We start from the raw sequence: 13,401 nt of genomic DNA, 5'->3' as shown, positions 1-13,401 counted from the left end.
CACCTTCGAGTTAATGCCAGCCCGCGCCGAGCGTCATCAGCAACTCGGCGACCCGGGCCGTCTGCGCTGGAGCCAGGTCCGGCCGGGGAGCCACGGAGAGGAAGACCAGGGCGAGCATCACGGCGGCGTCGAGACGGTAGAGGCAGTCGGCGACCCCCTCCTCCGCGGCGCTGGCGGCGTAGCCCTTCCGGATCAGGGCCTCGTCCAGGCCGTTCTCCGGGATTCTGGCGTATTCCGACATGCGCGCCAGCTCCATCCGCGGGTCGCCGACGAGCGCGTTGGACCAGTCGATGACCGCGCGCACCAGGCCGCCCCGGCAGAGGAGATTCTGCCGCCGGACGTCCAGGTGCAGCAGGGCGTGGCGGGCGGGAACCAAGGCGAGCCGCCTGGCGATCGCGGCGGGCGATGGCAGGCCGCCGAGATCCGGCTGGAGCGCTTGGAGGCGGCGGAATCGTTCGGGCAGGCGTTTGGCGATCAGATCCGGCAGGGGCATGCCGTACTGCAGGACCGGGCCGGGTTGCGGCGCGGGCAGGGCATGCAGGGTGGCCAGCAGGGCGCCCACCGACGCCCAGTCGGGGTCCCCGTCGTCGGAGGCGACGAATCGGGAGATCAGGACGGGCAGCCCCGTGCCGGTCCTGTGCCGGCCGAGGACCTCCGCGACCGGGAAACCCTGGGGTGCCAGCCACTCGGCCATCCGCTGCTCCTGGTCGAGCAGGAGCAAGGCTTCGACCCCCACGTTGTTGGCCGTGTGGAAGGTGCGCGCCCGGGGCATCCGGACGACCAGCTCCTCGCCGTCCGGGCCGGTGCCCCGGAAGACGAGGAACTCGACCCCGCCGCTCAGCGGCGCCAGCCGCAGGATGCCCAGAGCGGAAGCCAGGCCCGCCAGTTCGGCGGGAACTCCGCTCATCCGGAGAGCCTTCGCCACGACCGGCTCAGCCACGCCTCGTACCTGGGCCCGGACGGCTTGTCCACCACCAGGCAGAGCGGCTCGATGACGCGCCCCCGCCCGCCGGCCAGGCCGCCGTGCAGGGTGGTGAGATTGTGCCCCACCAGCAGGTCGAACCGCTCCCCCGGCACCTGGACCTCGTAACGCGCGCGGAACTCCGGCCAGGTCAGGCCCATCGCCAGCGAGGTGAGATTGCAGAACACCCGGGTGACCTCGCCGGCGCAGCCGCGGCACGGGCAGGTGCCGCTCAGGGTGTGCAGCAGCGGGAAGCGCTCCTTCATCTCCGCCGCGACCGGCCGCTCGCAGTGCAGCAGCGGCACGGCCAGCAGGGCCGTCTCGGTCAGGCCGAGCATGCCGCCGACCGTGGGATAGGAGAAGGAGTGCGTCAGGCCCGCGTCCAGCGCCCGCCTGAGGTTGTCACCCAGCCAGCGCGCGGTGCTGGGCGGGTCAGGGTTGCCGATGAAACGGGCGGACTTCACGTCTTCGAGGATGCGCAGCCAGTCGTAGTACGTGGTCACGCTCAAGGCCTCGCCGGGGTCGGCGATGAAGATCCCTTGATACATCTTGTGCGCATGCGTGGTGGTGTACCCGGAGCTGGAGAAGGTACGCCACGCGGGGTCCCAGTCCGGCTCGTCCAGGACGCTCGGGGTGAGATACGAGGCGTGCTGGCCGTCGTGGTGCGGCAGCAGCGAGCGGCACGAGAACGGCTCGGGCACCGGGGTCGCCTGGGCGGCGTCGATCTCCAGGCCCAGGTCGCCGGGCGCGCCCGCGCGGATCAGCTCGGTCCGCAGTTCGGCGGCGACCCGATGCGCCACCCGGCGGCTGGCGTCACCGTCGAGCCGGAGCATCCCGATCTTGAAGACGACGAAGCCGTACCGTTCCAGGCCCGCGACGGCGTTCTCGGCCACGACCGGAGCCGTCTCCGGCCAGAATTCCTCGTGTTTCATCAGCGAGCAGTCGATCAACTGCTCCATCAGGGGAAATCTCATCGGTTCTGCTTTCTATTTGACTGCGAGGAATCCCTCGAAACAGACGTATTTCTGGACGGAGACCACCTGGCCGAACCCGGCGGCACGCAGCGAGGCGATGTTCTCCTCGCTGGTCAGCGGCGCGAGCACGCCTTTGAGGCTGCGCGACTTCCCCAGCACCTCATCCGGCGTGTATCCATTGCTCAACTTGAAATCCTGATAAATCTGCTGCGCCAGATCCTGGAACATGGGGCTGGCCGAGCGGACTTTCTCGTAGACGACGACGGCGCCACCCGGAAGGAGCGCGGAGTAAAGGCCGGCCAGCAGCCGCTGCCGCTGATCGGGGCGGAGGAACTGGAGGGTGTAGTAGATCGCGGCGAAATCGAATCCCTCGAACTTCAGAGCGGTGGCGTCGGCCTCGATGATTTCGATTTCCGGATAGCGCGCGCAGCGCCGCCGCGCCTCCTCCGCCATCCGGGGTTCGACGTCGACCGCCAGGAAGCGCACGTCCTTGCCGTGGTGCCGCTGGGCGAGCGCGCGGATCAGGGTGCCGGTCGAGCAGCCGATCTCGTAAACGACCCCACCGGTCCGGACGAAGAACTCGGAGAGCTGGGCCACCAGCTCGTGCCCGTCACGGTAGTACGGAATGCTTTTGTCGGCGTGAATGTCGAAGGTGTCGCAGACATCGCCCCCGAAAGTCCACCTCCCATGCGGGCTGACAATGCCGTCCCCGACCGCCGTGCCATGGAACAAGTTCATAGTTCATGGAACGTCGCCGGGCGCATCGCGCACAGATCCACTCGGAATGCGCATTGACCCGCAAGTGGTCCGCCAGCATACCCCGGGGTCCACTTTAGCCCTTCGTTTCACCGTTAGTGGCCCTGGGCGGTGCGGCGTGGAAGGGATCTTATGGATTTCACAAGTCACGCCGGGCGCGTCAGCGCCCGAAGTGAAAAAGCGATTCATGGAGGAAGTTCAATGACTTCAGAAAGCACCAGGTTGGCACGCGGGCGCCCGCTCATTGTGCTGGCCGCGGTCGGGATGGCCATCGCCGCCTTCCTGGCGAGTGGTTCCGCGGACGCCCGCGTCGGGGCGCTGCCCCCGTGCGGCGCCGAGCTGCCCATTCCCGGGCACCCGGGCGAGACGTACGAGGTGCTCTGCCCGATCCAGGGCCCGCCGCCGAACGACGACGTTCCGTACGACTTCCAGGAGCCAGACCCTTGGTGGCCCTGGCCCGGCCCTATCAACCCCTGACGGGTTAGCGCTCCTGGGGATGCCCCGCGCATCTCCAGGAGCCGGCCTCACCGGACGGTGAGCGGCCGCGGCGATCCGCCGACCCTGCGCAGGCTCGCCGCGACGGCGTTCCGCAGGGGTGGGGCCCCGCAGCCGGCGGCCAGCTCCAGCGCGGCCTCCAGGCGGGTCCGCGCGTCCGCGAGGCGACCGGAGCGCAGCAGCGCCTCGCCGAAGGCGTGCAGTGACCTGGCCTGCTCCAGGTTGGCCTGGGTGGGGTCCAGCAGGCGGACGGACTCGGCGAGCATGTCCAGCCGGCGCGGGCCGGATTCGACCCCGGATTCAACCGAGGCGGCGAACCGCAGCGCCCGGCCGACGGCCCGCGGGGCGCCCCACGCGGTCGCGACGGCCAGCATCTCCCCGGCGGCCTCGCGCGCCTCCTCGCCCCGCCCGAGCAGGGCCAGGCAGCGGACCAGCGGCGCGCGCCAGTCCGAGACCAGCGGGTTGACCAGCGGTTTCCAGCCGCACTCGTCCCGGGTGGCCCGCACCGTCTCGAAGGCCCGCCGGGTCTGGCCCATGGCGAGGTGCACGGCGATCTCGCCAGGGGCGTACAGCACCGCGGTGACGCCGGCGACGTGCCTGGACCTGACCTGCTTGAGCACCGCGGCGGCCTCCTCGACCTCGCCGCGGGCCACCAGCGTCTTCAGCAGCACGTTGGCGACGAACGGCTCGCCGATGCCGACGGACGCGTCCTGGCACGCCTCCCACGCCTGCCGCGCGTCAGCGAGAGCCTCGGTCAGGCGGCCGAGGACGTACATGATCTCCGAGCGGTAGAAGAGGGCGGGGGCGATGCCGCGCGGGGAGCCGATGCGGCGGCTGTGCGCGAGCGCCGCCTCCACTGACGGCAGCAGCGCGGGCGAGTCACATGGGAGCAGGGCATACCAGGCGCAGGTCAGCGGCGGCTCGGCCATCGGATGGCCGATCAGGCGGTCGCCCGCGATGACGTTGAGAGCACGCCGCTCGGCTGCCTCCCGCCGGTTCTGGTGCATGTCGTGCAGCGCGAGGCCCGCTTCGAGGATGAGCCCGCCGATGGACGGGCCGGGCGGCTCGACCGCGTAGCCGTCGAGCAGGGCGACCAGGTCGGAGCCGTAGCGCGTGCCATAGGCGACCATCGCGGCGCAGCCCTGGAGTGCTTGCCGGGCGTCCGCCGACATACCCAGGTCGCGTTCCAGCGAGGCTTGGCAGACGCGAGCCGCCTCCCTGGGACGGCTGGTCAGCCACAGCGTGCTGGCCAGCCCGTAGGAGATCCGCGCCCGCGCCTCGGGATCGCATTCCCTGTCCAGCGCCTCCGACAGCCGCTCGATGGCGGGTCCGGTGCCCACCAGCGCCTCGGCCATGCCGAGCCGGGCCAGGATCCCGGGCCGCCGGTCGCCGAGATCCTCCGCCAGGGCCCGGCGCAGGAAGTCCACCGCGCCGTGCACCGAGCCGCGGGCCAGGCTGAGGTCGGCCGCCTGGGTGAGCACCCCGACCGGGTCGGGCGCGCCGGCGCCGGGCGGGACCTTGAGCAGGTGCGTCGCGGCGGTGATCGGATCCTGGCCGCGGCCGGCCGTCTCGGCGGCCCGCAGGTGCAGGTCGGTGCGGAGCGCCATCGGGATGGCGTCGTAGACCGCGGTGCGGATCAGCGGATGGTCGAAGGCGAACCTGGCCGGGACGCCGTCGGCGACGACCAGCTGGCTGGACAGCAGCGGGACCAGCGCGTCCATGGCCTCGCGGGGGGAGATCCCGGCGATCTGGGCCAGCCAGTCGCTGCCGGCCGCCTCGCCGAGCACCGCCAGGACCCGGGCCACGTCCACGGCGGCGGGCGGCAGGTGGCGGAGCTGCTGGGCGACGAACCTGGTCACGCCCGCCGGCAGGGCCTTGCGCGCGTCGCCGCCGGAGGCCGCGAGCTGCGCGGCGAGTTCCCGCATCAGGAACGGGTTGCCGCGGCTCATGGCGTGGCACTGGCCGGCCAGCTCCCGGTCCGGCTCGGCGTCGATCGCCTCGGCCAGCAGCTCGGCGCAGCCGTCCCGGCTGAGCGGCCGCAGCACCCGGGTGGTCGTGTGCGGCAGGCCGGCGATGGCCGAGGTCAGGTGGCCGATGCGGTCGTGGCCCGGCCGGAGGGCGAGGACGAGCACCACCGGCAGCGCGTCGAGGCGGGCGGCGAGGAAGGCCGCGAACCGCAGCGAGGGCGTGTCCGCCCAGTGCAGGTCGTCCAGCACGATGACCAGCGGGTGGTCCGCCGCCAGCCCGGCGGCGAGCCGGTGCAGCGAGCTGAGGACGCGGTATTCGCCGTCCGGCGTGGTGGGGACGTCGTCCAGCTCGGTGTGGCCATAGAAATCGCCATGGAAGAGCTGCCGGGCGCACGCCCACGCGTAGTCGGGCTCCAGGTCGGTGCCGCGGGCCGCGGCCAGCGGCCAGCCCAGCGCGGCGGCCCGCTTCCTGGCGTGGTCGAGCAGGCTGGTCTTCCCGATCCCCGCCGGTCCCTCAAAAATCAGGACATGTCCGGTACGGGTGGCCGCCGCGTGATCGAGCGCCTGGTCGATGAGGCCCGTCTCGGCGTCCCTTTCGACCAGGGCGGGGCCGCCCGCGAGCCGTCCCGATCGCGCGGGCACGGGCGCGCGATCCAGGCCCGGGTCCTGGCGCAGGATCGCCGCCTCCAGCTCGCGCAGCGGCACGCCGGGGTCGATGCCGAGATCCTCGCGCAGCCGGTCGCGCAACCGGCGGAAGACTGCCAGAGCGTCGGCCTGCCTGCCGCTGCGGTACAGGGCGAGCATGAGCTGCCCGTGCAGGTCCTCGTCGAACGGGTGCAGCTCCGCCAGGCCCGGGAGTTCCGGCACCAGCGAGGCGTGCTGGCCGAGCAGCAGCCGGCATTCCACGGCCGCCCGCTCCGCCGCCCGCCGCATCCGCTCCAGCCGGTCCGCCTCCCGGGCGAACCATGACAGGCCGGACACGTCGGCGAGGGGCTGGCCCCGCCACAAGCCCTCCGCCCGCTCCAGCGTGGCCAGCCGTTCCACCGGCTCGGCGGTGTGCCTGGCCCGCTCGATCAGCTGCTCCGCCTGGCTCAGATCGGTCCCCAACCCCGTGAGCACGTATCCCGGGGGGCGCGCGAGGATCTCCCCCCGCGCCCCGAGCAGGCGCCGCAGGTACGACACGTGGCTCTGCAGCGAGTTCGCCGCGGTGGCGGGGGGTTCGCCGTCCCACACCGCGTCGATCAGCTGGTCGGCGCCGACCACCTCGCCCGGCCGCAACGCCAGCCGGGACAGCACGGCCTTGCGCCGCAGGCCGGGCACCGGCATGGCCACGCCGTCCACCGTCACATCCACCGGACCGAGCAGCCGCACCAGGACTGACATGAACAAGATCACCTACCGTACTGGCCGTTCCACGTCGCTGTGGGGGTCACCTCTCTAAAGGTGGCGTTCCATCCCGTTCCAGGCGGTGTTACAGCAGCCGCGGCAGGCCATACGGCGCGGTCATCGGCGTCGTCGGTGCGTCGGTGCGTCGGTGCGTCGGTTCGGCCGATCGCCGGGGACCAAAGCCATCGCGTCGGCACGACACGTACCTTTTCGGCTTATGGGCGGAGGGCTGGCCCCCGGGTGCCACGGCGAATGGCCCGAATATGCCCTTGCCACGAAATATCCGGCCATCCTGATTTGGCGCTGACGTGGCGCTGAAATCACACGCTTTTCCCGCTAATCAGCGGATCCATCGCCGTGCGATGCTTAAATCCCGACAAGACAGGAAAGGCCCGATGGGCGTTGAGCTTGTGGATCCCCGGAGCGACCCGGAACCCTCGGGATGGCGGGAGTTTCACCGGGACGAAGGGCTGACCGCGCCGTGGTCCTACGACGTGATCCGGGAGGTGGCCGGCTCGGCGCGGGCGGGCGTGCTGCCCGCCCTGTTCCACGACGGCGGGCGGCCCTGCGGCATCGCGATCGGCCTCTACCTCGGGCTCGGCCGCGGCAGGCGGCCAAGGCCGCGCCGCGAGCCGGTCCTGCTCGACGTCCGGGTGCCCGGATACTCGCACGGCCCCGGCTGGCACTTCGCCTCCTGGGTCCCGCCGGAGCGCCGGCGGCAGCTGCTGCGCGCCTACGAGCGCGCGGTCCTGGCCTGGCTGGGCAAGGGCTGCGCCGGTCTCGTCTACCGGGGCCTGACCGCCGCCGACCTGCCCGTGGTGGCGCGCCGGGCGGCCTTCACCCAGGCCGCCGCCACGTCCGGGAGCATGCCCGTGACCTGGTCGTCCGCCGAGGAGTGGCTCGGCTCGCTGCGCGCGAGCCGACGCAAGGACCTGCGCAGGCAGCGCCGCATCGTGGCACGCTCGGCAGACCTGGAAGTGGAGATCGGGGCCGGGCGCGCCGACCTCGGGCCCGGGGAGCACGAGGAGATGGCCCGCCTGCACGACGACCACGAACTGCGGCTCAAGTCGGTGTGGGAGCCATACGTGCCGCTGCCCGCGAGCTACTTCGCCGCCCTGCACGGCCGCCCCGACGTGGTCACCGCGACCTACCGGGAACGCCAGGGGCGGCTGCTGGCCTTCGGCGCCCTGCTCGATCACCCCACCCATCCGAAGCTGGGCTCCTGGGCGGCGATCGATCCCGGCGAAGGCGGCCGCAAGCACCTGTACTTCTACCACTACCTCCGCCTGATCGACCACGTGGCCGGCAGCGGCGGGCGGCGCGAGCTCTCCGCCGGTCAGGGCATGTTCGAGGTCAAAGGTTCGCTCGGCTTCCAGCCCGTGCCCATGTGGCGGGTGGTCGTGCCGCGCTGGGCGGCGGGGCGAACCGCATAGCCCACTTTTTCCGCCGCAAGTGGCTCTGTGATCGCCCGGAAAGCGGGGATAGATTTCCGGCAAATCATCCCGGAACATTAATGGAGGCATGGTGAAGAGTCCCGTTCTCATCACGGGAGTGGCGGGGTTCCTGGGGAGCCATTTAGCCGACGCGCTGCTGGCGGAGGGGCATCAGGTGCGCGGCGTCGACAATCTGATGGGCGGCTACAAGGACAACGTTCCCGGCGGGGTGGATTTCCGGGTCGCCGACTGCCGCGAATCCGGGTCGTACGCCGATCTGCTCGCCGGGGTCGAAACCGTTTACCATTGCGCCGCCGCGCCGTACGAGGGGCTCAGCGTGTTCAGCCCCTTCCACGTGCACGAGCACACCTGCGGCGCCACCGTGGCGCTGCTGTCGGCAGCCGCCGCGGCGGGCGTGCGCCGTTTCGTGTTCTGCTCGTCGATGTCCAGGTACGGCGATGGCCGACCGCCGTTCGCGGAGACCGACGAGCCCGCCCCCGTGACGCCGTACGGGATCGCGAAGTACGCCGCCGAGCTCATGGTGCGGTCGGTCTGCGAGGCGCACGGCATGGAGTTCAACATCGCCGTCCCGCACAACGTCATCGGCCCCCGGCAGCGTTACGACGATCCCTACCGCAACGTCGCCGCCATCATGATCAACCGCATGCTGCGGGGCGAACGCCCGGTGATCTACGGCGACGGCTCCCAGCTGCGCTGCTTCAGCTTCGTCTCCGACGTCGTGTCGTGCCTGGTCCGGCTCGGCGCGGACGCCCGGGTGCGCGGCGAGGTCGTCAACGTCGGCCCGGACGAGGATCCGGTCTCCGTGCTCACCCTGGCCGAGACCCTGGCCGAGCTCATGGGGGTGCCGCACGATCCGATCTTCGTGCCGGCCCGGCCCTTAGAGGTCCACCACGCCACCTGCGACTCCGGCAAGGCGCGCAGGCTACTCGGCTACGAGACGGGGACCACGCTGCGGGACGGGCTACGGAGCATGATCGATTGGATTTCGGCGCGCGGGCCGCGGGAGTTCGACTACGGCCTGGAGCTGGAGATCGTCTCGGCGCTCACGCCCAGAACCTGGACCGACCACCTGATCTGACCGCATCCCAGACCACCCGGAGCCCTCATGCCTGTAGACGCCTTACCAGAGCACCGCGCGCCGTTCCTGCGGGCGAACGCGGTCACCCTCGTCGCCGGGACGACGGGCCTGGCGCTCGCGGCGATCGTGTGGCTCCGGCTGCCGCACGAGCACACCATCGAGTCCCTGTGGATCTTCCTGTTCAAGCTGCTGCCGTTCGTCGCGATGAGCGTCGCGATCGCGTGGCTGGATCCGGCGTGGGCACGGTGGCTCCGGCTGCCGATGATCCTCATCCCCCTCTGCTTCCTGATCTTCTACGCCGTGTTCATCCCCCGGATGTTCTTCGTCGCCGGCGAGCCGGGCTCGGAGTACTACTACTTGGTCCTGACCCTCGTCCCGTTCATCATCCTGTCCATCGCGCTGGCCTACCGGCTCGGCGGCGGCTCGCGCTCGGGCACACTGCGGCTGTGCGGTGCGTTGATCATCTTCCAGCTCTCCGGGCTCGAGGATCTGGCCTTCCTGGTCATCAACCCGCACACCGATCCCGCGTGGACGCCCATCCCCGAGGTGTGGCACTGGGCCGAGCACATCCGGGTCAGGATCGGGCACTATCCGACCAAGAACGAGGCGTACATCTTCATCGCGGTGCACGTGGTGGCGGCGATCGCGGTGCTGGCGGTGCCGGGGCGGGCGGTCAGGTCGCTCACCCGGCGGCTGCGGCGGTCCCCGTGACCGGGCTGACGGCCGTGGTGCCCTGCTTCAACGAGGGCGAGCAGGTGGCGGCCGCGCACCGCGCCATCGTGAGCGCGCTCGGCGCGATCCCCGAGCTGGAGATCATCTTCATCGACGACGGCAGCTCGGACGACACGCTGGAGCACATGCGCGCGATCGCCGCGCGGGACGGGCGCGTGCGGTACATCTCCTTCTCGCGCAACTTCGGGCTCTCGGCCGCGATCAGCGCGGGGTTCCGCTACGCGAGCCACCCGTGGATCGTCCAGCTCGACGCCGACCTGCAGGTCCCGCCGGACCAGACGTGGGTGCTGCTGGCCGAGGCGGCCAAGGGCTACGACGTGGTGTTCGGCACCCGGCGGGTCCGGCATGATCCGCTCCTGCGCCGGCTGGGGGCGGCCGGCCATCAGTGGGCGGCCAGGCGGCTGCTGGGCGTCGAGGTGCCGATGGGGGCCTCGTCCTTCCGGGTGCTGCGCGCGCCGGTGGCCCGCACCCTGGCCGAGCTGCGCATGAACAACGCCTACTTCGCCGCGAAGGCGCCGCTGGTGACCTCCCGTTACACGACCGTCCAGACCACTCACCGGGCCCGGGAGTCCGGCCGGTCGCGGTTCCGCCCGCTGCGGCTGGGCGGGCACGCCTTCGAGCTGTTCTTCGGCTTCTCGTGGCGGCCGCTCAACGCCGCGTACCTGATCGCGGCGGTGGCGGCGGCCGTGGCCGCCGCGCTCACCGTCGGCTGGCTGCTCGGCTTGGTCGCTCCGGCGGCCGTGGCGGTCGCGGCGCTGGACAGCTCGGCGCTGACCGCCGTCGTGTGCGCCCTGTCGGCGCGCTATCTGCACCGGTTGATGCTGGATGCCACGCCGTTGCGCGCCTTCTACATCGCCGAGTCGAATCTGGACGTCCGGCCTGAGGACACCCTGGACGGGGGCGTGCCCGCCGTGCCGCCGCCCGCGTTGCCGCCGGAGAAGGGACACGATCATGGCCGCTGAGGGACCGCTGCTGGTGCTGGGGGCCGGGGAGGAGCAGCTTCCGCTGTTCCGGGAGGCGCGCCTGCGGGGCCTGCGCACCATCGCGGTGGACTGGCGGGACGACCGCCCGGGGGTGCCGCTGGCCGACCGGTTCCTGCGGGTCTCGACCCGCGACCATGCCGCCGTCGTCGCGGCGCTCGGCGAGATCCGGCCGAGCGGGGTGGTGTCGGCGGGCAGCGACATGTGCCTGCTGAGCTGGCACGAGCTGTCCAGGCGGTACGGCACCCCGCACATCTACCCCCGGGCGGCCGCCGACGCGTCGATGGACAAGGCGGCCTTCCACCGGGTCGCGCGGAGCGCGGGGCTGCCCGGCTACCGGTGGGCGGTGACGCGCCTGGCCGAACCGATGCCCGGGCTGGAGTTCCCCGTGGTGGTCAAGCCGGTGGACGCCTCCGGCGGCAAGGGGGTCGCGCTGGTGCGCGAACCGTCCGGGCTGGTCGCGGCGCTGGCCGCCGCGTTGGCGCATTCGGTGTGCGGCGAGGCCGTCGTGGAGGAGTTCCGTGAGGGCAGGAACATCACCGTCGAGGTGTTTCTGCGGGACGGCGAGGTCGCCTTCTCCGTGCTCACCGAGAAACGAGTCATCCCGGGCCCTGGCTTCCTGATCGGCGGGCACACCTGCCCAGCCCCGATCGAGGCGGAGTCTCGGCAACGGATCGTGGCGGCGGCGCTGCGGCTGTGCGCGGCTATGGGATGGCGTGACGGGCCCGCGCATTTCGACGTCATCCTGGCTCCGGACGGCACACCCTACGTGCTGGAGGTGGGGGCGAGACTGTGCGGCAACGGATATCCGCGACTCACCCGTGCGGTGTACGGCGTGGACACGGTAGGCGCGCTGATCGCTCTCGCGCTGGGCGAACCCTTCGACCTGACGCCGCAGCAGCACGGTCACGGCATCATCCACGTGCTGCGCTCGCCGTACGAGCGGGAGGGTGTGCTGGCCCGCGTGGAGGGTCTCGACGAGGTCAGGGCGCTGCCCGGGGTGGCCGACGCGGAAGTGGTGACGCCCGCAGGGGCGCCGGTCCACCCGTTCACGCAGTCGGGGCACAAGCTCGGCTACCTGGTGGTGACCGGCGACTCCGCCGACGACGCGGAGTCCACCCTGAAAACGGCGCTCGCCACGCTGCGCCTGATGATCACTCCAGGCGGCGGGCCGCGCTGACCGTGCGCCGGATGACCCGCAGGGTGGTGCCGAGCACCGCCTCGCCGAGGTGGCCGAACCCGATGACGACCCCGTTCAGCGCAGGCGACCGGGGATGCACGTAGGAGTCGAGTTCGGTGAGGTGGATCCGCTGGACGGCGAGTGCCCGGACGACCCGCTTCGCGCACACCTCGTCCGGCAGCAGCAGCGTCGCCGTGCCCCCGGCCCGCAGCAGCCGCGTGCCGGGCAGGTCACCCAGGGCCTGCCAGACCAGCCGCCACAGCGCGGCGTGGCGCCCGGCGAGCCGGGTGAGGTGCGCGGCCATGCCGCCGGAGGCCAGCAGATCGCCGACGGCCAGCTGCACGAGCGGGGACGGCTGCTCGTAGTCGGCAGGATAGGTCTTGGCGATCATCTCGGCCAGGCCGCGCTCGACGACGGCGAAGCCCAGATGCAGCGCCGGGGTCAGGACGGCGCCGAAGGAGCCGATCAGGGCGGCGTGCTCAGAGCGCGCCAGCGACATGAGGGGCGGCAGCGGGCTGACGTCCAGGTCCAGGACGCCGCCCAGGGCCGGTTCGATGAGGAGCGACCCGCGCGTGCGCGCGTCCTCGGCCAGCGCCCGCCTGCGCTCCAGCGACAGCCGCGCGCCCAGCAGCGGGTTGCGCTCGGGAGTCAGCACGGCGGCGTCCCAGTCGCCGGGCATCAGGTCGAGCCGCAGGCCCTGGTCGTCGACCGGGACGGACGACACCCGGCCGTGCCTGGCCGCCACCGTGCGCGCCATGGGCAGCGCGGGACACTCCAGCGCGATCGCCGGGTCCTCGCCGAGGGCGCGCAGCACCAGCCGCAGGGCGCTGTCCTGGCTGCTGGTGACGACCACCTCGTGCCGGTCCAGCACGATTCCCCGCGCCTGAAGCAGGTGCCCGGCGATGGCCGCGCGCAGTTCCGGCAGCCCCAGCGGCGGCGCCTCCGCGACGCCGGGGGCGATGTAGCTGACCGTGCGCCACGCCGCCCGCCAAGCCGACAGCGGGAAGCAATCCGAGCTCGGCCGGTCCGGCCGCAGATCGATGGCCGGCGCCGGTCCAGGCCTGCTGGACACGGGAGCCTTGCGCGCGGCGTCCAGGGAGTGTTTCGCGACATAGGTTCCCGAGCCGACCACTCCGGTGATGTAACCGTCGGCGTAGAGGGCGTCGTAGGTTCCGACCACGACCCCGCGCGACACCTTGAGTATTCTCGCCAGCGCCCGGGTGGAAGGCATCCGGGTTCCGGTGGCGAGCTGCCCCGAATCGATGGCCGCCTTCAACTGCGTCAGCAGTTGCTCCTGGAGCGGCGGCGGCTGGTCTCTGTCTAAGAGCAAAGGAACACTGAGTCGCTGTGGCTGGCGCATTCTCTCCCCCGGAGCGCGTCTTTCCGTCGCCGCCCGCGATCCCCCCGCCGACGACGCTTGACCACCTCATGGTGTCCT

General features: G+C 71.8%; 11 protein-coding genes. 6 read left to right on the top strand and 5 right to left on the bottom strand.

The genetic code is table 11. The features are described from left to right. Positions 1–10: 10 nt before the first annotated feature. Genes Aple_RS16795 through Aple_RS16785 form a run of 3 tightly spaced genes read right to left on the bottom strand, consistent with a single transcriptional unit; the run spans position 11 to position 2,673 of the window. Positions 11–907, bottom strand: coding sequence for a phosphotransferase family protein (locus tag Aple_RS16795; RefSeq protein ID WP_155345546.1), 897 nt, complete (start codon positions 905–907; stop codon positions 11–13). After that, positions 904–1,935, bottom strand: coding sequence for a hypothetical protein (locus Aple_RS16790; protein WP_155345545.1), 1,032 nt, complete (start codon positions 1,933–1,935; stop codon positions 904–906). Before Aple_RS16790 ends, Aple_RS16795 begins: the two co-directional genes overlap by 4 nt. 12 nt (positions 1,936–1,947) lie before the next feature. After that, positions 1,948–2,673, bottom strand: coding sequence for a methyltransferase domain-containing protein (locus tag Aple_RS16785; protein ID WP_155345544.1), 726 nt, complete (start codon positions 2,671–2,673; stop codon positions 1,948–1,950). A gap of 219 nt (positions 2,674–2,892) precedes the next feature. On the opposite strand from Aple_RS16785, the gene Aple_RS16780 reads away from it, so the two are divergent. Continuing rightward, positions 2,893–3,168 carry a hypothetical protein gene (locus tag Aple_RS16780; RefSeq protein ID WP_155345543.1) on the top strand — a complete coding sequence of 92 codons (276 nt, stop codon included), beginning with the start codon at positions 2,893–2,895 and terminating at the stop codon, positions 3,166–3,168. A gap of 47 nt (positions 3,169–3,215) precedes the next feature. Here the strand turns inward: Aple_RS16780 and Aple_RS16775 are convergent, their stop codons facing one another. Further along, the gene (locus Aple_RS16775; RefSeq protein ID WP_155345542.1) at positions 3,216–6,536 is read right to left on the bottom strand and encodes an ATP-binding protein; all 3,321 of its coding nucleotides are present in this window, start codon (positions 6,534–6,536) and stop codon (positions 3,216–3,218) included. Positions 6,537–6,934: 398 nt separating this feature from the next. Between Aple_RS16775 and Aple_RS16770 the strand changes: the two genes are divergently transcribed. From Aple_RS16770 to Aple_RS16750, 5 genes are all read left to right on the top strand, one after another. Further along, complete coding sequence (locus Aple_RS16770; RefSeq protein ID WP_155345541.1) at positions 6,935–7,972, top strand: GNAT family N-acetyltransferase; 1,038 nt, start codon at positions 6,935–6,937, stop codon at positions 7,970–7,972. Positions 7,973–8,060: 88 nt separating this feature from the next. Beyond that, positions 8,061–9,071, top strand: a complete 1,011-nt coding sequence (locus Aple_RS16765) for an NAD-dependent epimerase/dehydratase family protein (RefSeq protein WP_218038364.1) — start codon at positions 8,061–8,063, stop codon at positions 9,069–9,071. A 27-nt stretch (positions 9,072–9,098) separates the two neighbouring features. Further along, the gene (locus tag Aple_RS16760; protein WP_155345540.1) at positions 9,099–9,782 is read left to right on the top strand and encodes a hypothetical protein; all 684 of its coding nucleotides are present in this window, start codon (positions 9,099–9,101) and stop codon (positions 9,780–9,782) included. Further along, entirely contained in the window at positions 9,779–10,765 is a 987-nt protein-coding gene (locus tag Aple_RS52790; protein ID WP_155345539.1) for a glycosyltransferase family 2 protein, read from the top strand. The genes Aple_RS16760 and Aple_RS52790 overlap by 4 nt, the downstream gene beginning before the upstream one ends. Further along, positions 10,755–11,963 (top strand): ATP-grasp domain-containing protein, encoded by a 1,209-nt coding sequence (locus Aple_RS16750; protein ID WP_174889841.1) that lies wholly within the window; start codon positions 10,755–10,757, stop codon positions 11,961–11,963. The genes Aple_RS52790 and Aple_RS16750 overlap by 11 nt, the downstream gene beginning before the upstream one ends. Here the strand turns inward: Aple_RS16750 and Aple_RS16745 are convergent. Further along, positions 11,938–13,293: an aminotransferase-like domain-containing protein gene (locus Aple_RS16745; RefSeq protein ID WP_170321516.1), complete on the bottom strand. Its 1,356-nt coding sequence runs from the start codon at positions 13,291–13,293 to the stop codon at positions 11,938–11,940. The genes Aple_RS16750 and Aple_RS16745 overlap by 26 nt on opposite strands. Positions 13,294–13,401: the final 108 nt, after the last annotated feature.

This window comes from Acrocarpospora pleiomorpha (genome assembly GCF_009687885.1).
In the GTDB taxonomy this organism is placed as follows: Bacteria; Actinomycetota; Actinomycetes; order Streptosporangiales; family Streptosporangiaceae; genus Acrocarpospora; species Acrocarpospora pleiomorpha.
Note: the sequence above shows the minus strand (reverse complement) of the source record. Positions and strands in the feature narration are given on the sequence as shown.